Origin of the sequence: Halorubellus salinus, from assembly GCF_020567525.1 — an archaeon.
GTDB lineage: Archaea > Halobacteriota > Halobacteria > Halobacteriales > Natrialbaceae > Halorubellus > Halorubellus salinus.
Genome location: NZ_JAJCVI010000002.1, coordinates 306,212 through 330,687, shown reverse-complemented (window position 1 = coordinate 330,687; position 24,476 = coordinate 306,212). Strand labels below are relative to the sequence as shown.

Genomic DNA, 24,476 nt, shown 5'->3' with positions numbered 1-24,476 from the left:
AACGACAGCCGCGTGCTGTAAGTTTTCTCACTCGTCTCGCCGAGACCCGCCGCGCGCGCCGGTCAGACGTGCTCGTCGAGGAACTCGGCGACCGCCGAGTACGCCTCCACGCGGTTCTCGAGCTTGCTGAACCCGTGGCCTTCGTCGTCGAAGACGAGCTTCCGGACGGGGACGCCCTGCTCGCGTGCCTCCTCGACGATCTGCTCGGCCTCGCCGACGGGGACGCGCGGGTCGTTCTCGCCGTGCAGGACGAACAACGGCGCCGCTATCTTCTCGACGTTGTTGATGGGGCTGATGGACTCCAGGAACTCGCGGTCGTGCTCGAGGCTCCCGTACTCGGCCTCGCGGAGCTTCCGACGCCACTCGCCGGTGTTCTCGAGGAAGGATACGAAGTTCGCGATGCCGACGACGTCCACGCCGGCCGCCCACAGGTCGGGGTACTCGGTCATGCACGCGAGCACCATGAACCCGCCGTAGGACCCGCCCATGCACGCGATGCGGTCCGGGTCGACCGCGGGGTGGTCGTGGAGCCACTCGACGCACGCCTTCACGTCCGCGACCGAATCCATCCGCTTCTCGACGTCGTCCAACCTGGTGTAGGTCTCGCCGTACCCCGTCGACCCGCGGACGTTCGGCTCGAAGTACGCGTACCCGCGGTTCAGGAAGTACTGCTTCACGGGGTTGAACGACGGCCGTCGCTGGCTCTCCGGGCCACCGTGGATGCTCACGACGACCGGCGTGTCGCCGTCGCCGGCCGCGCCCTCACCGTCCGCGGCGTCCTCGGGGAGCGTCAGGAACCCCGGGACGTCGACGCCGTCGAAGCTCTCGACGTGCACGAGCTCGGGCTCCCTGAAGGAGTCCTCGGGGATGCCCGCGGTCGCCGCGTACGTCCACCGCTCGGTGTCGCCCGTCTCCGTCTCGACGACGTACACGTTCGTGTTCACGGCCGCGCCCGTCGCCGTGATCGCGTACCGGTCCGCGTCCGGCCCCCACGAGACCCCGCCGGCGATGCCGCCGGGGAGGTCCGGGCTCGGGAACGCGTCGTACTCGGTCTCGCCCGTGAACTCCGCGACCGTGAGGTCCGTGTAGCCGTCGACGTTCCGCGAGAACGCGAACCGCCCGGACTCGTGGTCGATGCTCACGCCGTCGACGTTCCACTCGCCGCCGTCCTCGACGACCTCGCGCTCCAGCGTCTCGAGGTCGATGCGCGCGAGGTACAGCGTGTCGCTCCCGTCGCCAGTACAGCAGTACACCGCGTCGTCCTCCGGCCCGAACGACGGGCTGTGAAACCGGATCTCGTCGTCGTGGGGCGTGATACACTCGAACTCGCCCGTCTCGAGGTCCAGCACGTACACGTCCTGGTCGACGTTCGAGTACGCCTCGTGGACGAGCAGGCGGTCGTCGCTCGGCGACCACCCCGCGGGCGTCAACCAGCCGGAGCCCTCGTGGACGAGCTCGGCGTCGTTCCCCGTCTCGTCGCGGCCCTGCACGTACACGTCGAAGACGCTCTCGTCGCGGCGGTTCGACGTGAACGCGAACCGCTCGCCGTCGTGACTCCACCCGCCCCAGCGGTGCTTCGCGTCCGGCCGCCCCGTGAGGTTCACGACCTCGCTCCCGTCCCCGCTGAGTCGATACAGCTGCGCGCGCTCGTTCCCGCCCTCGTCCATCCCGAACGCCAGCTCGTCGTGCTCGGGCGACCAGGACGCGAACGTCACGCGCTCCTCGTAGAACGTCCGCTGAACCGGCCACGAACCCGGCTCGTCGACCGTCCACACCTGCGACGTTCCCGTCGTGTCCATCATGAACGACAGCCGGTCGCCCTCGGGCCCGAACGACGCCCCGCTCGCCGACCGCACGTTCAGATACCGCTCGATATCGTACGACATGCCATCACGTCCACGGCGCGGGACCCTAAGGCGTTGGGTCACGGAATCGCGGTCGCTCGCGGGAGGAGACTACGAAAGAAGCGGCCGGGTCGCGGGAGCCGGGCTAGCTGTGGATGCCCATCGCTTCGATCTGCTCCTGGTAGCGGTTCCGGATGGTGACCTCGGTGACCTGCGCGACGTCGGCGACCTCGCGCTGGGTCTTCTTCTCGTTGCAGAGCAGGCTCGCGGCGTAGATGGCGGCGGCGGCGTAGCCGGTCGGGGACTTCCCCGAGAGCAGGCCCTTCTCGGCGGTCGTCTCGATTATCTCGTTGGCCTTCGTCTGCACCTCCTCGGAGAGTTCGAGCTCCGAGCAGAACCGCGGGACGTACTTCTTCGGGTCGACGGGCTTCATCTCCAGGCCGAGTTCCTGGCTGATGTAGCGGTACGTCCGACCGATCTCCTTGCGTTCGACGCGCGATACCTCGCTGATCTCCTCGAGACTTCGTGGAATCCCCTCCTTCCGGCAGGCGGCGTAGAGCGCCGAGGTGGCGACGCCCTCGATGGAGCGCCCGCGGATGAGGTCCTCCTTGAGTGCGCGTCGATAGATGACGGAGGCGACCTCCCGGACCGACCGTGGGACGCCGAGCGCGCTCGCCATCCGGTCGATCTCGCTGAGCGCGAACTGGAGGTTGCGTTCCCCCGCGTCCTTCGTGCGGATGCGCTCCTGCCACTTGCGCAGCCGATGCATCTGGCTGCGTTTCTTCGACGATATCGAACGCCCGTAGGCGTCCTTGTCCTTCCAGTCGATGGTGGTCGTGAGCCCCTTGTCGTGCATCGTCTGCGTTGTCGGGGCGCCGACCCTGGACTTCTCCTGTCGCTCCTGATGGTTGAACGCGCGCCACTCCGGACCGGGGTCGATCTGCTCCTCCTCGACGACGAGCCCGCAGTCGTCGCAGACGAGTTCTCCCCTGTCCGAACTCTTGACCAGGTTGTCGGATTCGCACTCGGGGCACTCCCGAACCCCTTCCTGCTCCTCCGACTCGTCGGCCTCGAGGTCTCGCTCCCGCTGGCGGGTGGACCGTGTCATCGCACTTTTATAGTAGTAGTTCCAGGTAACTTAAAACTTCGGCCGGTATCTGACCCGTGCTGCGAGGTCAGAATCCGCCGGTGGAATCGGTCGAATCGAAAGACGGCGTCGATTTTAATTCAATTGACACTGGAACGGAATCAGAACCGTTATCACTCAGAACGGGTGACCAAGGGTCAATGCCGGTCATCGAGTGCGACGTCGACGCCGCCCGCGAGGCGCTCGCCGACGCCGGAGCGACCATCGAGGAGGGGAACACCGAGCACGAACACTACCGTGCGCACCACGGCGACGCCACCGCCGTCGCGTACGACGACAAACTCGTCGTGCAGGGCGCGAACCCGCGGGACATCGAAGCCGTCGTCCGCGACGACAGTGGCGGCCGCGCGCACCTGTACTTCGACGGGGCGTGCCGCGGAAACCCCGGTCCAGCGAGCGTCGGGTGGGTCATCGTCACAGACGGCGGCATCGTCGCCGAAGGCGGCGACACCATCGGGCGGAAGACGAACAACCAGGCCGAGTACGAGGCGCTCGTCGCCGTCCTCGAGGCCGCGCGCGACTACGGGTACGACGAGGTCCAGGTACGCGGCGACTCCGAACTCATCGTGAAGCAGGTGACCGGCGAGTACGGCGTCAACGACCCCGACCTCCGCGAGTACCGCGTCCGCGTTCACGAACTCCTCCGCGCGTTCGACGACTGGACGATATCGCACGTTCCGCGGGAGATAAACGACCGCGCCGACGAACTAGCGAACGACGCACTCGACAATGCCTGAAGACGCAAACCCCGTCCGAGACGGACACGAGGAGGGTGCAGCCGACGACGCGCCACGCGAGGACCCGACGACGGCGGCCAGCGCCGGAGAGCTCCCTGGCAGGGTCGTCGACCACGCGGACCGCCTGACGCGTCTCGCGCGCGAGGCGGTCGACGAAGACGAGGCCGCAGCGTACCGCACGGACCGCGAGGAGACGCTCGCCGAACACGGATTCACCGCGCGGGTCCGCGAGGACGACGCGGGCGAGACGCTCGTCCTCCACCCCGAGGAGTGGCTCGACGACGGCACCATCCGGCCCGACCGCATCGAGGACACCGACCGCGCGGTCGAGGTCTCACTGTCGGGTGCGAGCGACCCCGACGAGTGGCAGGACGTCGACGACCACAACCGCGCGCTCGTCGAATCGGTCCGCGAGAACCACGGCGAGGTGCACGGGACGAACGCGACCGTGCTCGCCGACTTCGCGGGGAACCACTACGCGAAACCCATCGAGGACCTGACCGCGACCGAACTCCGCGAGTTCGAGACCGAGTACGTCCCGCGGAACGCGTGGCTCGACGACGACCAGAGCACGGTGCTCCGCGAGAGCGTCCGCTACGCGTTCGACGTTGCGAAAGAACGAGTGCCCGATTGGTGACCGCTCGCGCGGTCGAGGTGCCTGTCAGTCGCCTGCGAACCCTTACTGCTGTTCGTCGACGAGGTCGCGGAGCTCCTCGGCGCGCTCGTCGTCGGTGACGAGCTTCGAGAGCGACCACTCGATCTGGTCCATGACGGCGGCGTAGCCGTCGTCGGTGAGCTCGTACTGGTTCGTGCGCTTGTCGAGCTCGGACTTCTCGACGAGGCCCATGCCGACGAGTTCGTCGAGGTTCGGGTACAGGCGGCCGTGATTGACCTCGGTCCCGTAGTAGTCCTCGAGTTCTCGCTTGATGGCGAGCCCGTACATCGGTTCCTTCCCGAGGATGACGAGGATGTTGTGCTGGAATGCGGTAAGTTCGCGTGCGATGCCCTGTTTGCCGGTCACGGATTGCGCCTCTGACATGCCTAGGTAAATGTCATCAAGCTATTTAACAGTTCTCAACTGTTCGAAGCTCGGCCGTCCGCTTCGGGCCTCTGTCGGGCGAAAACGGCTCCTAATCGGTGCGTTGGTGCCAGTAATCGCCGATGGCTATCGAGTTGCTGACCGACAGATTGGACTTTCATATTCATGCCCTCTCGACTCCTTCTCAGTTGCCGACTCGCCCTCGTACATACGAACTGACGTGTGTGCTTCCAGAGGGTTCGGCGTCGGGCGGGAACCAGTGCGCCGTCGTGCGAACGAACCGAAGGGCCTATTTCGTTCTCTCTCGCAGTCACGGCCTGCAATGACGAACCTCTGGGAAGACCTCGAGACGGGCCCGAACCCGCCCGAGGAGATCTACGCAGTCGTGGAGTGCCTCAAGGGCGAGCGGAACAAGTACGAGTACGACAAGGACGTCCCCGGCGTCGTCCTCGACCGCGTCCTTCACTCGAACGTGCACTACCCGAGCGACTACGGGTTCATCCCGCAGTCGTACTACGACGACGAGGACCCCTTCGACGTGCTCGTGCTCGTCGAGGATCAGACGTTCCCCGGGTGCATCATCGAGGCCCGTCCCGTCGCGCTCATGAAGATGGACGACGACGGCGAGCAGGACGACAAGGTCATCGCGGTCCCGACCGAGGACCCGCGCTACGACCACATCGAGGACCTGGAGGACATCCCCCAGCAGCAGCTCGACGAGATCGACGAGTTCTTCGCGACGTACAAGAACCTCGAGGAGGGCAAGGAGGTCGAGACCCTCGGGTGGGAGGACAAGGCCGCGGCGAAGGACGCCATCGAGCACGCGATGGACCTGTACGAAGAGAACTTCTGACGCCGGACGCGGTTCCGCTCGTTTCTCTCGCTGTTCTCCGCGGTCGATGCGTCCGGACTGGTGCGCGGCCGGCGGTCGCTTCGCGCCGTGATTCGTCCTGGTTATGCGTCCCGCCCGAACCCATGCGTTATGAGCATGAGTAATAATATGTGGTGGTGGGCCGTACTCGTAACCGTCATGGCCACCGCACGTCACCCGACCATCGACCCGGACGACGCCGAGTCGGACGCCGCCCCGGACGACGACCGCGACCCCGCCCCGGAACGCCCCGGCGTCGGTATCGCGCACACGACCGTCGTCCCGACGAACTTCGGTCGCGACGACTGACCGCGACGACGCACGCCCGACCCACGTCCCGGCCGATGCGACATCCCGTGCTAAAAGAAAGTTCTTGTATCCCACCCTGTAACTGGCGGGTATGGGTCTCTTCGACCGGCTTCGCGGCGACGACGCACCCCGCGTCGCCTTCTTCGGAATCGACGGGGTACCGTACAGTCTCATCCGTGACAACCCCGACGTCTTCCCGAACCTGAACGAGCTCGCGAACGAGGGAAGCGCCGGCGCTATCGACTCCATCGTCCCGCCGGAGTCGAGCGCGTGCTGGCCGGCACTCACCACGGGCCGGAACCCCGGCGAGACGGGGGTCTACGGGTTCCAGGACCGCGAAGTCGGGTCGTACGACACGTACGTTCCGATGGGGCGCGACGTCCAGGTGGACCGCGTCTGGGACCGCGTGAGCGACGACGGACGGGACGCGACCGTGATGAACGTCCCCGTGACGTTCCCGCCGCAACGCGACGTCCAGCGGATGGTCAGCGGGTTCCTCTCCCCGAGTATCGACAAGGCCGCGTACCCCGACGAACTGCGGGACTTCCTCGAGAGCATCGACTACAAGATCGACGCGAACGCGAAGCTCGGGCACAAGGAGGACAAGACCGAGTTCATGGAGAACGCCCACGCGACGGTGGATGCGCGCTACGAGGCGTTCAGTCACTACGTCGAGCAGGACGACTGGGACCTGCTGTTCGGCGTGTTCATGACGACCGACCGCGTGAACCACTTCCTGTTCAAGGACTACGAGCAAGGGACCGAGAACAAGGAGTTGTTCCTCGAGTTCTACAGCAAGGTCGACGAGTACCTCGGGAAGCTCCGCGAGCAACTGCCCGAGGACGTGACGATGCTCGTCGCGTCCGACCACGGGTTCACGAGTCAGGATTACGAGGTGCACCTGAACGCGTGGCTCGAGGAGACGGGCTGGTTGTCGTACCAGGACGACGACCACGAGGAGCTCGGTGACATCGCCGACGACACGAAGGCGTACTCGCTCATCCCGGGTCGGTTCTACGTGAACCTCGAAGGCCGAGAGCCGCGCGGGAGCGTCCCGCAGGACGACTACGAGGACGTCCGCGACGAACTGAAAGCGGAACTCGAAGCGCTTGAGGGACCGGACGGGAAGAAGGTCGCGCAGCGCGTCGTCAAGAAGGAAGAAGCGTTCCGCGGCGACCACGAGGACATCGCACCGGACCTCGTCGTCATCCCGAACCACGGCTTCGACCTCAAAGCCGGATTCAAAGGCCACGACGACGTCTTCGGGACCGGCCCCCGCAACGGCATGCATAGCTTCGAGAACGCGAGCCTGTTCGTCGACGACCCGGACGCGAACATCGGCGACACCGACCTCTACGACATCTCCCCGACCATCCTCGAACTGATGGAGATCGACTACGACCGCACCGAATTCGACGGCGCGAGCCTCGTCTAATTCGGCTACCTTCTTCCCTGCCACCTTTTTCCGACGTCGGATGCGCTCATTGCGTTCGCGCACCGCTCCTTGGAAAAACGGGGCCGGGAAACTGCCCGAGCGCTCGCGTCGCTCGCGCGCCTGCCCCAGCGCGCGCCACGCCGGTTGTCGAGAGCGCGTCGCCAGGGGTCGTGACGTGGGTCTGGGGTGGTGGGACGGTAATCCTTTTCGCGAGAGCTACCGAAACGCGTGGTATGGTCGACGTTTCGGGCGGTGGGCGATACACGGAGATCGCGTCGCTGTTGGTCCTCGGGGTGACGTTCGGAGCGTTGTTCCTGAACGTCGACAACTGGTGGCTCGGGTTCGTCATCGGGTACGGCGTCGTGGTCCCGCTCGTCTCGCTTTTGACGGGGGAGGACGACGAGAGCGAGGACGTGCACGAGGAGACGGACCGTCGGATGGACGAGGCCCTCGGGGGACGGGGGCGGGTCGAGGACGCACCAGCGTCGAAGCGCGACGCGATGGAGACGCTCCGCGAACGCTACGCGCAAGGCGAACTCTCCGAGGAGCAGTTCGAGCGGAAACTCGAACGCCTCCTCGAGACGGAGACGCTCGAGGACGCGCGCGACACCGTCGAACGCTCTCGACGCGACCGCGAACGCGACGACGCGACGATGACCGACCCGGATCGCGAGTACGAACGCGAATACGAGTGACGTGACGCGGTCGCGGTACGGTTGCGGTCGTCACCAGCGCACCCTACCGAGCGCGAGCCGGGCGAGCGCTCGGGCAGTGCTTCGCCCAGGTTCCTCCAAGTATAGCGGGACCTTCGGTCCCGCTGACCGTGCGGACGGGCGCTTCGCGCCCGTGAGCAGACGGGGGTAGCCGAGTACCGCGAGGCCACGCTCCCCCAGAAAAAGGCGGTCGGTGAAAAGGTGGCTCCTAGAAGAGGTCGTCGAGCTCGTCGTTCTGGAAGGCTTCGGTGTGGTCGACCTCGTCTCGTTGTTGGCGTTCGCGGGCTTCTTTGGCGCGTTCCATGAATTCGTCGACGCGGCGGCTGCGTTCGACGCCACCCAGGAGGACGAGGGCGGCGAGGCGGTCGCTTTCGAGTGGGAAGTCGCCGCCGCGGACCTGGAGGCTGCCGGTTTCGTCCTCGACCCACTTCCGCGCTTTCTCGACGCCTTTGCGTGGGATGAGGTCGGGTTCGCCGGCGATGATGAGGAGGGCGCTGTCGGCGGTGGTGGCGTCGGGGAGGCTGGTGCCGGTGAGGAGGGCGTTCCGGGTGATGGTGGTGACGGCGTTGATGTTGTCCTCGGCGGTGTCGCCGCCGAGGGCGCTTGCGTAGCCGAGGCACGCGATGCCGCCTTCGCGGAGGGTGTTGATGATCTCGGAGGAGTCGACGACGCTCTCGGCGACGCCGTCGATGTTCTCGCCGCTGGCGAAGAGGAGGCCGACGCGTTGAGCGATGTTCTGGTTGATGCTGGCGAAGGCTTCTTCGACGCTTTCGCCGGCGTCGTGCCAGGCGTCGTTGTCGACGAGGAGGGTGGCGTCGGCTTCGCGGACGAGCGTCTTGAGGCTGCGGCCGGCGTTGGCTTGGTACATGGCGCCTTCGCCCCGGCCGGGGAGGATGCCGAGGCCGTAGACGGGGACGCTGTACACGCGCTGGAGTTCCTTCGCGAGGACGGGTGCGCCACCCGAGCCGGTGCCGCCGCCGAGGCCGGCGACGACGAAGATGGCTTCGGCTTCGGCGGTGATCTTCCCGTCGAGGGCGTCCATGACCTCGATGGCGTCGGCTTGCATGACTTCGGCGCCGAGTTCGTTGTCGCCGCCGACGCCGTGGCCGTTCACGCGGTCCTGGCCGACGAGTTGCGTCTCGATGTCGAGGTTCCGGAGGTCGGCTTCGGCGGTGTTGACGGCGAGTGCGCCTTTGACGGCGCCGAAGCCCATCTCTTGGTCGAACTCGGCCAGGCGCTGGGTGAGCTTTCCACCCGCTTGCCCGACGCCGATAAGGACCACTTTCATACGACGCTGGTTGCCGTGGCGTGCACAAAGACCTTCCCCATACTCAAGGGGGAATTGTAGGTTCGCTGCGGGTCGTGGGTCGGTTCGGGCGGCCGAGAGTTGATAGGGGAGGGGGCGGCGACGTGGGGGTATGGCAGGTGATTTCGCGGACCGGCTCGCGGCGGTCGACGACGCGCTCGTTGACGAGTCGAGTGAGGACGATGGAGCGAGCGGTCAGGCGTCCGGCGAGGCCGGTGACGGGGCGCCGTCGGACGCGGAGGTGGCGGCGCTCGCGGATCGGGTGGCGGAACTGGAGGCGGCGGTACAGGCGCTCAGAGGGTACGCGGGGAGTGTGCGGGCGGTGAACGACCGCGTGGAGGAGCGCGCCGATGCGGCGGTGGCGACGGCGGAGGACTGCCGGGAGCGCGTCGCGGCGCTGGAACGCGAGGTCGATGGGTCGACTGGTGTGGGAGGTCGTGGTGGCCGGGGTTCGCGTGCGGGGGCGTCGGGTGACCGGGGTTCGCGTGCAAGGGCGTCGGGTGACCGGCCTGCGGTGGTCGAGGGCGAGCGCGGTGGGTCGCCCGGGCGACGCGACGGACGGGCGGTCGATGGCGATGGGTCCAGGGTCGGGGACGGGAACGCGGGGGGTGCTGGTGGTGAGTCGGGCGGGGACGTGCCGTGGCCGCCGTCGTCGCCGCGGGCACCGTACGGCGAGCCGGACGCGGACGACGACCCCGAGCAGCCCGGGCTGGTGGCGCGCCTCCGGGACGCGCTGTGACGGTTCGCGTGGTCGTCGCGGTCGCGCTCGCGGTGGCGGTCCTCGCGGTGGCCGCGCCCGGGATGCAGGCCGCTCGCGAACACGCTGCCGTCTCGGCGGTGGAGGCGGACGCGGATCGGCTGGGTGCGGCGGTCGCTGCGATGGCGGCCGCGCCGCGAGGGTCGCGTCGCGTGGTCGCGCTCTCGCTCCCCGATGCGGCCGCTGGCACGGCGCGCGTCGCCGCCGTTCGCGTGACGCCGCGCGCGGTCCGCTATCGGCTGGCGTCGGGACGTCGTGGCGGACGTCGACTCCCCGCCGAGGTCCGCCCGGCCGGTAGCGGCCGCGGTGACGGCGATGCCCACGGGGAGCGACGACGCGACGCCCTGGTGTTCGAGTCGCCGGGCACGCACCGCGTCGTCGTGACGGCGACGGCGTGTGGCGTCCGCGTCGCTGCGCTCGGAGCGCCGACCGACAGCGCGGTCGACGATACCCGGCGGGCTGCGGGCGAGGGTCTAAACGACGGGACGCGGCCAGCGTCGGCATGTTCGAACGTGGCGGCGAGTGCGGGTGTGCGACGAGCGTCGAGGGGGATGCGCTCCGCGTCGACGCGAGCGAGTGCGACGACGACGGTGACCTGACGACTGCGCCGGGGTGTCGTGCGACGGTCGTCGACGCCTGCCGCGACCGAGCGGTCGAGTCGGTGGCGGTGCGAGCGCGCGGGTTCGAGCGTCGGTACGGCGACGGCGCGTGTGCGCTGTTCGCCACGGCGGGTGCGTTCGCCGCGCGCGTCGCCGGCCGGGACGACCCGCTCGCGTCGACCGCGCGCCGCGACCCGCTCGCGGCAGCACGGCAGGCTCGCGCTCGCTCCCCGCCGGTGTCGGCGTGGGCGGCGGAATCCGGGCTCCTCGTCGCTGCGGACGGTCTCGGCACGTACGACGCGATGATCGTCCGCGAGGGGCCGGTGGTCGCACCGGCTCGCGTCAGACTCGACGCGCCCGAGGAGTGGTCGGTCGTCGACGAGCGGTCGCTCTCGACGGGTGCGACGGCGACCCGGTACCGCGACGGCCGCGGCCGCCCGCGCTACCACCTTCGGCCGCCGTGGGCGACGCTCGACCGCTCGGGCCGCGAGGCGTTCCGTCGAGCGTACGAGCGCCTCGCCGCTGGTAACGTCGGCGCGAGCGAGCGCGCCCCGCGACGCGCCGCGGCGGCGGTCGTCGACGGCGACCCGAACGACGTCGTCGTGGACGCACTCCGCCGGCAGACGACCGGGCACGGCGTCCTCGAGGACGCGTTCGCGGACTCGGCGGTGACGGACGTGTACGCGCCGAGCGCGGACGAGGGGCCGGCGCTCCACGTCGGCCTGCGGGACGCGGACTCGGTACCGACGAACGCGCGGGTGACCGTCGACGGGGCGAGCGCGTTCGCGTCCGGCGTCCGCGCGGAGAGCGGGCGGGCGTTCTCGCGGGCGTCGCCGACGGTGGACGCCGCGACCAGTATCGGCGGGACGCCGGTCCGCGTCGCGGGCGTCCGCGAGCCGGTCGCCGAGGGCGTCGGGTTCGCGTTCCGGCGCGGGGACGCTGACGCGTTCACGCTCCCCGAACTCGTCGCGAACGGGACGCTCCCGAGCGACGCGGCCGCGCTGCTCTCGCTTGCCGCCCGCCGGGCCGCGGCCTCGCTCGTCGCGGGCGCTCGCGGCGCCGGGAAGACGACGCTCCTTGGCGCGCTCTGCTTCGAGTTCGCGCCGACGACGCGGGCGGTGTTCGTCGAGGACACGCCCGAGCTCCCTGTCGACGCGCTCCGCGCGGACGACAGGGACGTCCAGGGGTTGCGGACGAGCGAGCGCGGGGACGGGCTCACCGCGGCGGCGGCGCTCCGGACCGCCCTCAGGTTGGGCGAGGGCGCGCTCGTCGTCGGCGAGGTCCGCGGCGAGGAGGCGCGCGTGCTCTACGAGGCGATGCGCGTCGGCGCGAGCAGCGACGCGGTGCTCGGCACCATCCACGGGGACGGGGCGCGCGAGATACGCGAGCGCGTCGTCGAGGACCTCGGCGTGTCCGCGTCGTCGTTCGCGGTCACCGACTGCGTGGTGACGTGTCGCCGCGTCGCCGTGGACGGCCGCGCTCAGCGTCGCGTCGCGCGCATCGAGGAGGTCGTCGGCGACGGCGCGTCGGCGTCCTTCGAGCCGTTGTTCGCGCTCGACGACGCGGGCGACCTCGAATCGACCGGACGCATCGAAGAGGGTGCGAGCGAGCTCGTGGCGTCGCTCGCCACCGCGACGGAGTCGTACGATGACGTGTGCGACGGCCTGGCGGACCGCGAGAAGGTGCTCGCACGGCGTGCCCGGGGCGGCGCGCACGACCCGGGCGTCTGGACGACGACGAGGCGGTCGACGTGACGACCGACGCCGAGTCGGGCCTGTTTCCGCGAACACTCGCGGCGCTCGCGGCGCTCGCACCACTGGACGTCACCGCGAGCCCCGAGCTCCGCGGCGCGCTCGCGACGCTCGGCGTCCCGACCGCGGGCGAGACGGTCGTGCGCGCTGGCTACGGTGCGGCCGCGGTGACCGGGGCGGTCGTCGTCCTCGTGGGGTCGCTCGCGCCGCTCCCGTCGCTCGCTCTCGTCCCGATGGCGCTCGCGGCTGCGGTCGCGGTCGCGCACGGCGTCCACGAACTCCCCGTCGTGCTCGCGACGCTCCACCGGCGGCGTGCGCTCGGTCGCGCCCCAGACCTCGTCGCCCGGCTCGCCCTGCGATTGCACGTCGAGCCCGCGCTCGAACCCGCGGTCGCGTTCGCGGTCGACGCGAGCGACGACGCGCTCGCCACGGCGCTTGCGGCACGCTGCCGGCGCACCGACCGGCTCGACGACGCGCTCCTCGCGTTCGCCGACGCGCACGCCGACGACGCGCCCGGCCTCCGCAGAGCCTGCCACCTGCTCGCGAGCGCACCGGACGCGCCCGACGGCGACCGCGGGCGGCGCGTCGACCGCGCGTTCCAGGCGGTCCTCGACGGGACGCGCGACCGTCTCCGAACGTACACGACCGCGCTCTCGGGGCCGGTGAACGCGCTGTACGCGTTCGGCGTCCTCCTCCCGCTCGCGCTCGTCGCGGTGCTGCCGGCGGCGGGCGCCGCGGGCCTCCCGGCGTCGCTCCCGGTGGTCGTCGCGGTCTACGACGTGCTCCTCCCGCTCGTCCTGCTCGCGGCGACGGCGTGGGTGCTCGCGAACCGCCCGGTCGCGTTCCCGCCGCCCAGGGTCGACCGCGACCATCCCGCGGTCCCGGCGCGACGCTGGCCCGCGTTTGCGACCGGTGCACTCGCCGGCGCGGTCGTCGGCGGCGGTACGTTCGCGCTCGCGAGCACGAACGGGTTCGGCGTCCCGCTCCTGGTGGGCGTCGCCGCGCTCGTCCCGCCGTGGCTCGCCGCCGTCCTCGGCGTCGGCGTCGGCGCCGGGGTCGCCGCCGGGCGACTCACGGCCGCCGCAGCGTCGGTCCGCGAGCGCGCGCTCGCCGTCGAGGACGGACTCGTGGACGCGGCGTACGCGGTCGGGCGACGCGTCGCGAACGGCGACGCCGTGGAGGATGCGCTCGCCGCGGGCGCCGAGGTCGGCGGGGAGACCGGCGCGGTCTTCGAGTCAGCGATCGGGGTCCGAGCGCGTCTCGGCGTCGGGCCACGCGAGGCGTTCCTCGGCGAGCACGGCGCGCTCGCGGACGTGCCGAGTCAGCGCGCTCGCGCCGTCGTCGACCTCCTCTCGCTCGCTGCCGCACAGGGGGCTCCGGCGGGGAAGGCGGTCGTCGCCGTCGCGGACCACCTGGAGGACCTCGGCGCGGTCGAGCGCGCGTGCCGCGACGACCTCGCGGCGGTCACGAGCACGCTCCGCTCCACCGGCCGCGCGTTCGGGCCGCTCGTCGGCGGGGCGACGGTCGCGCTCGCGGACGGCCTGGCGTCGCCCGACGCCGTCCTCGGCGACGCACCGGGCACGGGCGTCGACCCGGGTGCGCTCGGCGTCGCCGTCGGCGCGTACGTCCTCGCGCTCGCCGGCATCCTCGCCGCGCTCGCGGTCGTCCTCGAAGCCGGCCCGGACCGCGTCGCCGTCGGCCGCGAGCTCGCGACCGCGCTCCCGACCGCCGCGAGCGCGTTCACCGTCGGCGTCGTCTGCACGAGCGCGCTCGTCTGACCGCGACGCTCGACCGTCGAACGCCGAGGGTTGAAGGGGGATAGGGCGGCCACGCTCGCCATGCTCGACGTCTCCCTCGGAGCGACGTACTGGTTCCTCGGGCTCGCGGCCGCGAGCCTCGTCGTCGTCGGTGTCGCCGCCGACCTCCCGACGCGGCCGCCGCCGGACGCGTCCGCTGCGGCGAACACCGTGGACGCGCTCGCCGCGAGCGAGTACGCAGGCACCGCGACGCATCCGGTCGAAGCGAGCGCGGTTCGGGTGACGGCGCACTCGCTCGCGCTGCGGTCGTCGGCGGGGGCGTCCCACGCGACGTTCGCGTTCGCGCCGGTGACGCCCGCGCCGCCGGATTCGGCGCTCGCCGCGGTCGCGCGCGGGGCTCCGCCAGGCGAGGCGTTCGACTCGCCGCGAGCGCTCGCGGCGGCCGCCGCGGCTGCGCGACGGAACGCTCGCGATGCCGCCTGGCGGCCGGCGAGCGACTCGCTGCGCGTCCGCCGCGTCAACTGGGGTGATGTGCGTGTCACGCTCGTCCTCGCGTAGCGCGACGACGCCCGCCGTCGCGACGGCGGGCGAGTCGCGGGGACAGACCGGGGCGCTGCCGGCGCTCGCCGCGACCGTCGTCGTCGGCGCGGCGCTCGCGCTCTACGCGAGCTCGCTCTACGGCGCGTTCCCCGAGCGCGCCGACCCACGGGTCGCGGAGCCGACGCTCCAGCGCGCCGTGGACGCGCTCGCGACCGACGGCGTCGTCCGCCCCGGCGACCTCTCGGACGTCTCTTCGACCGCGCCCGACGGCTACGAGGCGGCGTTCGTGCTCTCGACCGACGACGACCGCTGGCGCGTCGGGCCGGCGAGTCCGCCCGACGCCGCGAGCGCGACGCGACCCGTCGCCGTCCGCGTCGCCCCCGGAGTCGTCGTCACCGGCCGCCTCCGCGTCGTGGTGTGGCGATGACGGAACGCCCTCGTCGCCGACGGCGCGAGCGCGCGACGAGCACGACGCTCGACGTCGTCTGCTGTCTCCTGCTCGTCTCCGCCGCAGTCGGTGTCCTCGCGGCCACCTCGCCGCCACCCGAGGGTCACGACGCGAGGACCGCGGACCGCGCCGTCGCACTCCTCTCGACGACGACCACCACGGTCGACGCCCCCGGCGAACGTCGCGTCCACGGGACGCTCGCAGCGCTGCTCGCGCACGCCGCGGTCGCGGACTTCGCGGTCGACGCCACCGGAACGACCGAGACGGCCGGCGGGCTCGAGTCCGCGATCGCGAACCGAACGCGAACCGCGCTCGCGGGCGTCGATGCGTCGGTGAACGTCACGGCGTCGTACGCGCCGCTCCCGGGGAGTGAAGCCTCGGGGGAGGCGACGGTGGGGCCGGCAGTGCCGCGGGACGTGGACGTCTCGGTCGCTCGCATCCGCGTGCCCGTCGGCACCGGCCCGGCCCCGGGCGAGATTCGATCTGGGGTGACCGAAGATGGCGTCCGTGGACTCGCGCGCACCGTGGCGGACGCGACGGTCGCGACCGTGCTGCCGCCGTCGCGGACGCGCTGGACGCTCCGCGACCCGGCGACGCGGTCGACGGTCGTCTCGCGGTACCGGACGCTCGGGCGGGCACTGGGCGTGGAGACGACGGGCGCGCTCGCCGGGGGACGCGTCCAGCGAGCGAACGCACTTCTCGCGGGCGCTCTCGCCGACCGCTACGTCGCTGCGGTACGCTCTCGCTACGAGACGCCAGCGGCCGCCGCGGCCGCCGCCAGGCCGCGAACCGTCGTCGTCACCGTCAGGACGTGGTCGCCGTGAGACTCGCGGACGACGAGCGCGCTCGCGTCCCGTTCGCGCTCGTCGGCGCGCTCCTGCTCGTCGCCGCCGCGGGCGTCGCCGCCACCGTCTCACGGCCGGCGCCCGAGCCGGCGCGCCCCGACGCCGCGGTCGCCGCCGAACGAGCGACCGCCAGTGCCCGCACCGCGCTCCGGACGGCGGTCGGGACCGCGCTCGCGCGCGGTGCCGCGAACCCCGTCGTCTCGCCGGCGGACACGCCCTACGGGCGCGTCCTGAACGACACCCGCCCGTACCGGGACGCGCTCCGCGTCCGGAGCTACGTCCGCGTCGAACGAGCGCTCGCCGCGACGACCGTCCGCGTCGGTGACGCCACCGCGAGGCTCTCGCTGCCCGCCGTCGACGACCCCAGCGACCTCCGCGCGGCGAAGCGACGCGTCTCGCTCGCCGACCGCCCGAACGCAACCGTCGCGGTCGCCGTGCGGAACGTCTCGCTCGTCGTCCGCGTCGACGACCGCGTCGTCCGCCGCGAGAACCGGTCGTTCACCGTGACGCTCGCGTCGCCCGCGCTCGCACTCCACGACCGCGTCGCGGCGTACGACCGGCGTCTCTCCAGGGGTGCGGTCGTCGGCCACGGGTTCGGCCGGCAGTTCGCGGCGCGCCTCTACGCGCTCACCTGGCTCCGCGGGAGCGCGCAGTACGCCGGCGGGCCGGTCGGGAACGTCCTCGCGACGCGGCACGTCGCGCTCGCCGCGAACGGCGCGGCGCTCGCGACCCAGCGGGCGACGTTCGGGACCGTCGACCCAGCCGGCGCTCGCGCGTACCGGCGCGCCATCGCTCGCGTCGGCGTCCGCGACCTCACCCAGCAGTGGAAGCGACCGGGCGCGAACGCCGACCGCTACCTCGACGCCGTCCTCGGGGAGCACCCTGGTGGAACGTTCGCGTACACGGCGCCCGACGTCCCGGCGATACCCGAACCGGACGCCGGCCCCGAGAGCGCGCTCTCGGTGTCCGTCGGTGCGACCGCCGACGACGCGTTCGCCGCGTTCCTCGCGGGCGAGGACGGCCCGGGACTCGACGCGGTGGTCGGCGCGAGCTACGACGCCGCGCTCCGGCCGGCCGTCAGCACGCGGACCGTCGAGCCCGCGCCCACGCCGACCCCGCCGTCGCCAGGCTCGAACTGGACCGCTGGCTCGACGACCACGAGCCGGGACGTCGCCGTCGCTGCCGGGCCGGGCCCCGTCCCGGCGCCGCGCGTCGGCGAGACGCGCGTCCGCTCGGCGACCCGGTCGGTGACCGTCACGCGCTCGGCGCGGACGACGTGGACGCGCGGGAACGAGACGACAGAGACCGTCGACGTCACGCAGGGTCGCGTGCGCGTCGGCGTCGCCGTTCACGCCAGTCACCGACCGAACGCGAGCGACCGCGTCGACCTCGAGGCGGTCGCCGGTGCCGTCCCGTCCGCGTTCGACGAACGCGCCGACGTCGACCCGAACCTCGTGGACGTGGCGGGCGACGCGGACCGCGCGCTCGCCGTCCACGGCGGCGTCGACCGCATCGCCAGGCGTGCTGCCGTCGGCGACCCCGGCCTGCGGACGGTTCCGGCGCGCGGGCGGACGACGAACCTGACGCGAGCGGTCGTCTACGACGCCGTCGCTGCCCTCCGCGAGGACGTCCGGAACCTCTCCGTCACCGTCGACCGCGAGAGTGCACTCACCGGCGAGCCCGCGACCGCCGACCTCCTCGACGCCGTCCGGGACCGCCGTCGCGACCTCGCACCGGCGCGAGCGGAGTACGACTCGGTCGCGGCGTTCGCGACCGTCGCCGCCGAACGAACGTATCTCGCTCGCGTCGAAGCGCACCTCGAAGCCCGGGTGCGCGCCGACGAACGCGTCCTCTCGCGTGCCCGACGCGCCGTCGACCGGACGCTCGCGGACGTGACCGACCGCGCGGTCGGCGGCGTCGCCGCCGTCCAGCGCGCCATCGACGACACCGACGACGCGGCCGCACCCGCCGACACGAACCACCTCGTCGGCGACGTCGACGTCGCCGTCACGGGGTCGCCGTCGTACCTCGTCGTCGACGGGGTCGACGCCGAACGCGTGCCGTCGGTCGCGCGCGCCAGCAGCGTGCATCCGCTCGCCGCGCGGAACGTGAACGTCTTCACGGTCCCGTCCGGGGACGCCGCCTCGCGCGTCGTCGACGAGGTCGCGCCCGGCGCCGGCGGGACGACGCTCCGCGCGGCCGTCCGTCAACTCGAGCGCGCCGAGGGCGTTCCCGCGAGCGACCGCACCGCTCGGCTCGACGGACGCGAGAACCGCGTGCGGGACGCGGTCGCCGCGTCCGTCGTCGCCACCCGGCGTCGGGTCGCGTCGACGCTCGCCACTCGCACCGCGCTCGAACGGGACGTCGCCAGCGCCGCCGTCGCGGACGCGTTCGCGACGTACCCGTCGACGGCCGCTCGCGGTCGCGCCATCGTGAACGAGAGCGCCACCGCCGCCATCGTCGCAGCGACCGCAGCGCGCGCCATCGACGCACCAGGGGTCGGTGCCGTCGACGCGCAGTTCCGGGACGTGACGCGGACGCACGTCGCCGCGGCGCTCCGGCGAGCGCGCGCGAGCAGCACCGTCCGCCCGCCCGACGACCTCGTCGCCGACCTCCGCTCCTATCTCGACGCGCGCGCCGGCGGCGTCGCCGAGAACGCAACGACCGAGTTCGTCGGCGGCGCCCTGAACTCGACGAACGCCTCGTTCCTCGGCCTCCCGCTCGCACCCGTCCCAGGGTACTGGTACGCGACCGCGAACGTCTGGGTCGTGGACGCGAACGCGACGTACCCGACGTTCACCGTCCGCGCTCGCGACGGCACCGCGGCCAGCGCCGGCGGGACGACGTACGTCCGCGACGGGTCCACGGTCGCCGTGGACGTCGACGGCGACGGCGTCGACGACCGCCTCGGCGCCGCGGACCGCGTCACCGCGCGCGCCACCGTCCCCGTCGCCGTCGTCGTCCCACCCGGTCGCGGCGGCCTCGGCGACCGGAACCTCGTCATGTTCGAGGACTCCCCCGGCTGGCCCACGCCGGTCCCCGACACCCGCCCGGGCGCCGGCGACGCGGTCGACGAAACGCCGAGGAACGAGACCGCGAACTCGTCGACCACCGCCACGTGCGGTCGCGGCGAGTGTGGTGGAGATTTGTACCCGCGGCGGCAACGACCGTCCATGTTCCACGACCAGCGACACGACGTCGACGGGCTCACCGTCGACGACCTCCGCGACGAGTACGCCCAGGACCTCGCAGCCGTCGTCGACGAGCACGGCGTCGACGCCGTCCTCGACGCCACCGACCTCGACCGCGAGACCGTCGAACGGGTCGCCGACGCCGACCTCCCCGACGACCTCTCCCTCCAGGACGCCGCCGCCGTGCTCTCCGTGCGCGACGGCGTCGCCGACCCCGATACCGTCGTCGAGATCGCGTGCGACCACCTCCTGCTCGGGATGACCACGGGCGTCATGGACGTCGACGCCGTCGAGAGCGACCTCGCGCTCGACCTGGACGCGAAGGAGGTCCAGCAGAAGATCGAGCGCCGCGCGCCCATGTCCTTCGACGAGTACGTCCACATCCAGCACGTCATCGCCAGCCGCCAGCCCTGACGGCGACGACGCCTCGCTCCTCGACGCAAGCAGTCCCGGGGCCAGACGAGAGGGTTCAAGTTCGTGCTCGCCCGACCGTCGCGTATGCGAGTGGTCGTCCTCGGCTGTGGGTACGTCGGTATCGAACTCGGCCGCCAGCTCGTCGACCGCGGGCACGACGTCGTCGGCGTCCGCCGGAGCGAATCGGGGCTCGACGCCATCGAGGGCGCGGGCTTCGACGGCGTGCAAGCGGACGTCACGGACGCCGAATCGGTGGCGGCGCTCCCGGACGCTGACGCGCTCGTGTTCGCCGCGTCGTCCGGTGGCCGCGGCGCCGACGCCGCCCGCGAGGTGTACGTCGACGGCCTCCAGACCGCGCTCGGCGAGTACGCGACGCGCGACGACCCGCCGCGGCGCCTCGTCTACACCTCGAGCACGGGCGTGTTCGGCGACCACGGCGGCGACTGGGTGGACGAGTCGACGCCGATCGATCCGACGACCGCGAAGACGCGGGTGCTCGCGGCGGCGGAAGCCGTCGCGCTCGCCGCCGACCGCCTCTACGGGATCGACGGTACCGTCGCACGCTTTGCGGGGCTCTACGGCCCCGACCGCTACCGGCTCGAGCGCTACGTCGACGGCCCCGTCACCGAAGGCTACCTGAACATGATCCATCGCGACGACGCCGCCGGCGCCGTCCGGTTCCTCCTCGAGACCGACCGCGCCCGCGGCGACGTCGTGCACGTCGTCGACGACGAACCGGTCTCGAAGTGGGCGTTCGCGGACTACCTCGCCGACGCCTGCGGCGAACCCAGCCCCGAGAAGCAGACGACGACCGAACGCCTCGCGGACGGCGACCTCTCCGCCGCCGCCGAACGCCGCATCCGCGCCGAGAAACGCGTCGACAACGCGCGCCTCCGCGACCTCGGCTACGAGTTCCGGTACCCCACGTACCGAGAGGGCTACACCGCCGCTATCGACGCGTACACCGACGCGAACGACGCGTAACGCCCCGATTCGCCTGATGGGGGAACCTTCTTTGCCTCCGACCCTATGTGGTCGGGCATGGCACTGCGGTTCGACGCGTCGCCGACGCACGTCCCTCTCCAGTTCGTCGGTGACGAGCTCTCGATGCCCGCGCTCGCCGCCGTCGCCGTCGTCGCACTCGCCGCGCTCGGCGCGCTCGCCTGGTGGTGGAAGCGACGACAGCATCCAGCACGCCGACTGAAGCGTGCGTTCGGGAGCGTCGACGGCGTCTCGATTCTCATGCACCCGAACCCGGACCCGGACGCGATGGCGTCGGCGATGGCTGCCGCGACCATCGCTCGAGAGGCGGACGCGACCCCCGTCCTCCAGTACCCGGGGTCGATACGGCACCAGGAGAACCGCGCGTTCCGGACCGTCCTCGACCTGGAGCTCGACTGCATCGAGACGCGCGGCGACCTCCACGACGACGTCGTCCTCGTCGACCACAACGAACCGCGTGGGTTCCAGGGCGCCGAGGGCGTCGACCCGCTCGCGGTCGTCGACCATCACCCCGGCGACGGCACCGGACGCGTGACGGACGTCCGGCCGGACGTCGGCGCGTGCGCGTCGCTGTTCGTCGAGTACTTCGAGGAGCTCGACGCGACCGTCGGCGCGGACGACGGGCTCTCGGTCTCCCCGCACCTCGCGACCGGGCTCGTGTACGGCATCCAGTCCGACACGAACCACCTGACGAAGGGCTGCTCGGAGCACGAGTTCGAGGCGAGCGCGTACCTCTATCCCGCCATCAACGAGGACTTGCTGGACCGCATCGCGAACCCGCAGGTCCCCGTGGAGGTCCTGCAGACGAAGGCGAAAGCCATCATGAACCACGAGGTCGAGGGGTCGTACGCGGTCTGCGACCTCGAGAACGTCCCGAACGTCGACGCCATCCCGCAGGCGGCGGACGAACTCACGCACCGCGAGGGCGTCACCGCCGTCGTCGTGTTCGGGAACCACGACGGCACCGTGCACGTCTCCGGGCGCTCCCGGGACGACCGCGTGCACATGGGCGAGGCGCTCCAGGCCGCCGTCGAGGGCATCCCGATGGCGGAAGCCGGCGGGCACGCCCGCATGGGTGGCGGACAGCTCAGTCTCGACCACATGAACGGCATCGGGCCGAGCGACGGCGTCAGTCGCGAGGAGTTCGCGGACCGGTTGTTCAAGGCGATGGCGGGCGACTACTGACTGTCCTTCCCGATGGCGGGCGACTACTGACTGTCCTTCCCGCGTCGCGACCCGACCATCGGAACGAACTGCCCGGTCTCTCGACGCACGCCAGCGAGGAGCACGAGCGCTGCCGCCGCGGGGAGTGCAGCGCACGCGACGTAGATCGGGGTGAACCCGACGACGTCGACGAGCGGGAGCGTGACGATGGGGCCGAAGCCGCCGCCGATGTCACCGAAGACGTTGTTCGTGCCGACGGCGCGCCCCATCCGGTCGTCGGGAACGAGGTCGGCGAGTAACGCCATGAGCGGGCCGCTCGTGCCGCCCTGGCCGACGCCGACGCAGAGACACGCGGCGGCGAGCGTCGGGACGGAGTCGGCGACGGCGAGCCCGAGGAAGCCGAGCGACGTCGCCGCGAGGAACGTGAGGAGGACGGGGACGCGGGACTCGCGGTGGTCGCTGACGTACCCGCCGGCGTACATCGACAGGCCGGCGGCGACGACCGTGACGCCCATGAAGATACCCGACGAGCCCTGCGCGTCGAACCCGAAGACGGTGATGGTGTTCTCGGCGAGGAAGAGCACGAGCGTCGCGAACAGCGCGCCGATGTAGACGAAGAGGACGGCGAAGTTCACGACGCCGACGGTGAGTGCGGGCACGCTCGTGTCGACGTCCCACGGCTTCGCGGACGTCTCGTCGTCGGGTTCGACGTGCGTCTCGGGGACGGTCGCGTACGCGACGACGCTGGCGAGGAACGCGAACGCGCTCGCGACGGCGAACGCGGTGACGGTGCTCGCGAGTTCGCTGACGACGCCGCCGACGACGACGCCCGTCGGGAACCCGAACAGGACGCCACCGCGGATGAGTCCCATGTTCGCGCCGCGCGACCCGGCGTCGCTGACGTCCGAGGCGATGGTGTACGCGGTCGCGAACACGAGCGCGCTCCCGACGCCCCAGAGGATGCGAGCGAGCATGAACCAGCCCTCGGGGAACGGGGAGACCATCGCGACGACGTACCCGAGCGTCGCGACGCCCTGGACGACCATCCCGACGACGAACGGCGTCCGGGTCCCGATGCGGTCGACGAGCGCTCCCGCTGGCGCGTTCGCGAACAGCCGCGAGAACCGGTTGGCGCTGAGGATGAGGCCGACGAGGAACGACGAGATGCCGAGGACCTCCCCGAGGTTCGGGAGGATGGGGTAGATGACGCCGCCGCCGAACCCGATGAAGAACGTGCTCGCGATGACCGCGGCGACGACGACGCCGTCGCCGGACCCGCCGACGCGAGCGCCGACTCGCCGCGCGAGGGCGCCGACGACTCGACGGAGCGCGCTCACCGTCGACCTCCGGACGATACCAACGTCACTGGGCGACGTACGACGGTCGCCGTGAAGACGGTTATGAACGCCGACGGTCGGACTGCGACCGCGCGTTCCCCGCTCCGGTCGAACGCGGGCCTTTTGCCGTCACCCGCGCAACCTCCGGTATGGTCACGCAGACGGCGACGTGGGACTACCGGGACCGTCACACGGACGCGTTCGGGCGGACGTACTTCCGGCGGTTCGGGGACGGCGTCGTCTCCAGCATCGGTCTCGGGACGTACCTCGGCGACGCGACGGACGCGGTCGACGACGCGTACCACGACGCGGTGGTCGAGGCGGTCGAGAGCGGTATCAGCGTGCTCGATACCGCACGGAACTATCGCGCGCAGCGCAGCGAGCGCGTCGTCGGCCGAGCGCTCGCGGACGCCGACGTCGACCGCGAGGCCGTCCTCGTCGCCTCGAAGTGCGGGTTCGTGCCGTTCGACGGCGGGCGACCGGACGACCCCGGGCGGTACGTCCGCGAGCGGTTCGTCGACGACGGCCCTCTGGAGCGCGAGGACCTCGTCGCCGGCCAGCACGCGATGACGCCCGCGTTCGTCCACGACCAGCTCGACCGGTCGCTCGAGTGCCTCGACCTCGACGTCCTCGACCTCTACTACCTCCACAACCCCGAGGTCCAGCTCGCCGAGTACGACCGGGAGACGGTGTACGACACCATCGAGGCCGCGTTCGTCGCGATGGAGGAACGCGTCGCGACCGGTGACCTCCGGCACTACGGCGTCGCGACCTGGGAGTGCTTCCGCGTGCCCCGCGACCACCCGAAGTACCTCTCGCTCGCCGAAGTCGTTTCGCGCGCCCGTAGCGCGGCCGACCGCGTCGGGAACGCCGCCACGTCGTTCCGCGCGGTCCAACTGCCGTTCAACGTCCACATGGCTGGCGCGTTCACCGAGAAGAGTCAGTCGAGCGCCGACGGCGACGTCAGCGTCCTCGAACTCGCGAACACCGCGGGCATCGACGTGTTCACGTCCGCGTCCCTCCAGCAGGGCGACCTCGCCACCGCCGACGCCATCCCGGATGCCGTCGACGCGAAACTCGACGGCGACACGCCCGCGCAGCGAGCGATCAACTTCGCGCGCTCCGCGCCCGGCGTCACGAGCGCACTCGTCGGCGCATCCTCCACCGCGCACGTCGCCGACAACGTCGCCGCCGGCACGTTCGACCCCCTCGGCGCGGACGCGTTCGACGCGACCTTCGAGTGACCGCGTCGGCCGAGCACGCTCCCGGA

General features: G+C 71.5%; 22 protein-coding genes and 1 pseudogene. 18 read left to right on the top strand and 5 right to left on the bottom strand.

Annotated features, from left to right (window positions below; genetic code table 11):
• Window positions 1–62: 62 nt before the first annotated feature.
• Together LI336_RS06140 and LI336_RS06135 are read right to left on the bottom strand one after the other, a co-directional pair.
• A complete protein-coding gene (locus tag LI336_RS06140; RefSeq protein WP_227131920.1) occupies window positions 63–1,886 on the bottom strand; it encodes a S9 family peptidase in 1,824 nt (607 codons plus the stop codon).
• Window positions 1,887–1,989: 103 nt separating this feature from the next.
• A complete protein-coding gene (locus LI336_RS06135; RefSeq protein WP_166040059.1) occupies window positions 1,990–2,952 on the bottom strand; it encodes a transcription initiation factor IIB in 963 nt (320 codons plus the stop codon).
• 179 nt (window positions 2,953–3,131) lie between these two features.
• Between LI336_RS06135 and rnhA the strand changes: the two genes are divergently transcribed.
• Window positions 3,132–3,728 (top strand): ribonuclease HI, encoded by a 597-nt coding sequence (gene rnhA, locus LI336_RS06130; protein ID WP_227131918.1) that lies wholly within the window; start codon window positions 3,132–3,134, stop codon window positions 3,726–3,728.
• A complete protein-coding gene (locus LI336_RS06125) occupies window positions 3,721–4,365 on the top strand; it encodes a DUF7108 domain-containing protein (RefSeq protein WP_227131916.1) in 645 nt (214 codons plus the stop codon). The genes rnhA and LI336_RS06125 overlap by 8 nt, the downstream gene beginning before the upstream one ends.
• 42 nt (window positions 4,366–4,407) lie before the next feature.
• Here the strand turns inward: LI336_RS06125 and LI336_RS06120 are convergent, their stop codons facing one another.
• Window positions 4,408–4,767 carry a PadR family transcriptional regulator gene (locus LI336_RS06120; RefSeq protein WP_227131914.1) on the bottom strand — a complete coding sequence of 120 codons (360 nt, stop codon included), beginning with the start codon at window positions 4,765–4,767 and terminating at the stop codon, window positions 4,408–4,410.
• Window positions 4,768–5,089: 322 nt separating this feature from the next.
• Between LI336_RS06120 and LI336_RS06115 the strand changes: the two genes are divergently transcribed.
• The 4 genes from LI336_RS06115 to LI336_RS06100 all read left to right on the top strand — a co-directional run bounded on the left by LI336_RS06115 (window position 5,090) and on the right by LI336_RS06100 (window position 8,077).
• A complete protein-coding gene (locus tag LI336_RS06115) occupies window positions 5,090–5,620 on the top strand; it encodes an inorganic diphosphatase (RefSeq protein ID WP_227131913.1) in 531 nt (176 codons plus the stop codon).
• Window positions 5,621–5,797: 177 nt separating this feature from the next.
• Window positions 5,798–5,947, top strand: coding sequence for a hypothetical protein (locus LI336_RS06110; protein WP_227131911.1), 150 nt, complete (start codon window positions 5,798–5,800; stop codon window positions 5,945–5,947).
• A gap of 91 nt (window positions 5,948–6,038) precedes the next feature.
• Window positions 6,039–7,382, top strand: a complete 1,344-nt coding sequence (locus tag LI336_RS06105) for an alkaline phosphatase family protein (protein WP_227131909.1) — start codon at window positions 6,039–6,041, stop codon at window positions 7,380–7,382.
• A gap of 233 nt (window positions 7,383–7,615) precedes the next feature.
• Window positions 7,616–8,077, top strand: a complete 462-nt coding sequence (locus LI336_RS06100) for an SHOCT domain-containing protein (RefSeq protein WP_227131907.1) — start codon at window positions 7,616–7,618, stop codon at window positions 8,075–8,077.
• A 226-nt stretch (window positions 8,078–8,303) separates the two neighbouring features.
• Here the strand turns inward: LI336_RS06100 and LI336_RS06095 are convergent, their stop codons facing one another.
• Window positions 8,304–9,383, bottom strand: a complete 1,080-nt coding sequence (locus LI336_RS06095; RefSeq protein WP_227131905.1) for a tubulin/FtsZ family protein — start codon at window positions 9,381–9,383, stop codon at window positions 8,304–8,306.
• 130 nt (window positions 9,384–9,513) lie between these two features.
• Between LI336_RS06095 and LI336_RS06090 the strand changes: the two genes are divergently transcribed.
• From LI336_RS06090 to LI336_RS06045, 11 genes and pseudogenes are all read left to right on the top strand, one after another.
• Window positions 9,514–10,140, top strand: coding sequence for a DUF7310 family coiled-coil domain-containing protein (locus LI336_RS06090; RefSeq protein WP_227131904.1), 627 nt, complete (start codon window positions 9,514–9,516; stop codon window positions 10,138–10,140).
• The gene (locus LI336_RS06085) at window positions 10,137–10,757 is read left to right on the top strand and encodes a DUF7311 family protein (RefSeq protein WP_227131902.1); all 621 of its coding nucleotides are present in this window, start codon (window positions 10,137–10,139) and stop codon (window positions 10,755–10,757) included. Before LI336_RS06090 ends, LI336_RS06085 begins: the two co-directional genes overlap by 4 nt.
• Window positions 10,661–12,511 carry an ATPase, T2SS/T4P/T4SS family gene (locus LI336_RS06080; protein WP_227131900.1) on the top strand — a complete coding sequence of 617 codons (1,851 nt, stop codon included), beginning with the start codon at window positions 10,661–10,663 and terminating at the stop codon, window positions 12,509–12,511. The genes LI336_RS06085 and LI336_RS06080 overlap by 97 nt, the downstream gene beginning before the upstream one ends.
• Entirely contained in the window at window positions 12,508–14,286 is a 1,779-nt protein-coding gene (locus LI336_RS06075) for a type II secretion system protein (protein WP_227131898.1), read from the top strand. The genes LI336_RS06080 and LI336_RS06075 overlap by 4 nt, the downstream gene beginning before the upstream one ends.
• Before the next feature lie 60 nt (window positions 14,287–14,346).
• Entirely contained in the window at window positions 14,347–14,823 is a 477-nt protein-coding gene (locus tag LI336_RS06070; RefSeq protein WP_227131896.1) for a DUF7283 family protein, read from the top strand.
• Window positions 14,801–15,232, top strand: coding sequence for a DUF7285 family protein (locus LI336_RS06065; RefSeq protein WP_227131894.1), 432 nt, complete (start codon window positions 14,801–14,803; stop codon window positions 15,230–15,232). The genes LI336_RS06070 and LI336_RS06065 overlap by 23 nt, the downstream gene beginning before the upstream one ends.
• Window positions 15,229–16,077: a DUF7284 family protein gene (locus LI336_RS06060; protein ID WP_227131892.1), complete on the top strand. Its 849-nt coding sequence runs from the start codon at window positions 15,229–15,231 to the stop codon at window positions 16,075–16,077. The genes LI336_RS06065 and LI336_RS06060 overlap by 4 nt, the downstream gene beginning before the upstream one ends.
• A pseudogene (locus LI336_RS20495) lies at window positions 16,065–19,112 on the top strand (DUF7286 family protein); the annotation flags it as partial. The gene LI336_RS06060 and the pseudogene LI336_RS20495, both read left to right, overlap by 13 nt.
• Window positions 19,113–19,271: 159 nt before the next feature.
• Window positions 19,272–19,703 carry a DUF5791 family protein gene (locus LI336_RS20085; RefSeq protein ID WP_264475315.1) on the top strand — a complete coding sequence of 144 codons (432 nt, stop codon included), beginning with the start codon at window positions 19,272–19,274 and terminating at the stop codon, window positions 19,701–19,703.
• A gap of 84 nt (window positions 19,704–19,787) precedes the next feature.
• Window positions 19,788–20,687, top strand: coding sequence for an NAD-dependent epimerase/dehydratase family protein (locus tag LI336_RS06050; protein ID WP_227131889.1), 900 nt, complete (start codon window positions 19,788–19,790; stop codon window positions 20,685–20,687).
• Window positions 20,688–20,744: 57 nt separating this feature from the next.
• On the top strand, window positions 20,745–21,890 hold the full coding sequence (locus tag LI336_RS06045) for a DHH family phosphoesterase (protein ID WP_227131887.1): 1,146 nt from the start codon (window positions 20,745–20,747) through the stop codon (window positions 21,888–21,890).
• A gap of 23 nt (window positions 21,891–21,913) precedes the next feature.
• Here LI336_RS06045 and LI336_RS06040 read toward each other — a convergent pair whose 3' ends face one another.
• Window positions 21,914–23,113, bottom strand: coding sequence for an MFS transporter (locus LI336_RS06040; protein WP_368408360.1), 1,200 nt, complete (start codon window positions 23,111–23,113; stop codon window positions 21,914–21,916).
• A gap of 242 nt (window positions 23,114–23,355) precedes the next feature.
• On the opposite strand from LI336_RS06040, the gene LI336_RS06035 reads away from it, so the two are divergent.
• Window positions 23,356–24,450, top strand: a complete 1,095-nt coding sequence (locus LI336_RS06035) for an aldo/keto reductase (protein WP_227131883.1) — start codon at window positions 23,356–23,358, stop codon at window positions 24,448–24,450.
• Window positions 24,451–24,476 lie beyond the last annotated feature (26 nt).

Coding starts and splice junctions, on each gene's coding strand:
- LI336_RS06110 (WP_227131911.1), top strand. CDS start 5,798: ATGGCCACCGCACGTCACCCGACCATCGACCCGGACGACGCCGAGTCG.
- LI336_RS06100 (WP_227131907.1), top strand. CDS start 7,616: ATGGTCGACGTTTCGGGCGGTGGGCGATACACGGAGATCGCGTCGCTG.
- LI336_RS06115 (WP_227131913.1), top strand. CDS start 5,090: ATGACGAACCTCTGGGAAGACCTCGAGACGGGCCCGAACCCGCCCGAG.
- LI336_RS06125 (WP_227131916.1), top strand. CDS start 3,721: ATGCCTGAAGACGCAAACCCCGTCCGAGACGGACACGAGGAGGGTGCA.
- LI336_RS06035 (WP_227131883.1), top strand. CDS start 23,356: ATGGTCACGCAGACGGCGACGTGGGACTACCGGGACCGTCACACGGAC.
- LI336_RS06105 (WP_227131909.1), top strand. CDS start 6,039: ATGGGTCTCTTCGACCGGCTTCGCGGCGACGACGCACCCCGCGTCGCC.
- LI336_RS06135 (WP_166040059.1), bottom strand. CDS start 2,952: ATGACACGGTCCACCCGCCAGCGGGAGCGAGACCTCGAGGCCGACGAG.
- LI336_RS06095 (WP_227131905.1), bottom strand. CDS start 9,383: ATGAAAGTGGTCCTTATCGGCGTCGGGCAAGCGGGTGGAAAGCTCACC.
- rnhA (WP_227131918.1), top strand. CDS start 3,132: ATGCCGGTCATCGAGTGCGACGTCGACGCCGCCCGCGAGGCGCTCGCC.
- LI336_RS06070 (WP_227131896.1), top strand. CDS start 14,347: ATGCTCGACGTCTCCCTCGGAGCGACGTACTGGTTCCTCGGGCTCGCG.
- LI336_RS06120 (WP_227131914.1), bottom strand. CDS start 4,767: ATGTCAGAGGCGCAATCCGTGACCGGCAAACAGGGCATCGCACGCGAA.
- LI336_RS06080 (WP_227131900.1), top strand. CDS start 10,661: ATGTTCGAACGTGGCGGCGAGTGCGGGTGTGCGACGAGCGTCGAGGGG.
- LI336_RS06140 (WP_227131920.1), bottom strand. CDS start 1,886: ATGTCGTACGATATCGAGCGGTATCTGAACGTGCGGTCGGCGAGCGGG.
- LI336_RS06090 (WP_227131904.1), top strand. CDS start 9,514: ATGGCAGGTGATTTCGCGGACCGGCTCGCGGCGGTCGACGACGCGCTC.
- LI336_RS20085 (WP_264475315.1), top strand. CDS start 19,272: ATGTTCCACGACCAGCGACACGACGTCGACGGGCTCACCGTCGACGAC.
- LI336_RS06045 (WP_227131887.1), top strand. CDS start 20,745: ATGGCACTGCGGTTCGACGCGTCGCCGACGCACGTCCCTCTCCAGTTC.
- LI336_RS06050 (WP_227131889.1), top strand. CDS start 19,788: ATGCGAGTGGTCGTCCTCGGCTGTGGGTACGTCGGTATCGAACTCGGC.
- LI336_RS06060 (WP_227131892.1), top strand. CDS start 15,229: ATGACGGAACGCCCTCGTCGCCGACGGCGCGAGCGCGCGACGAGCACG.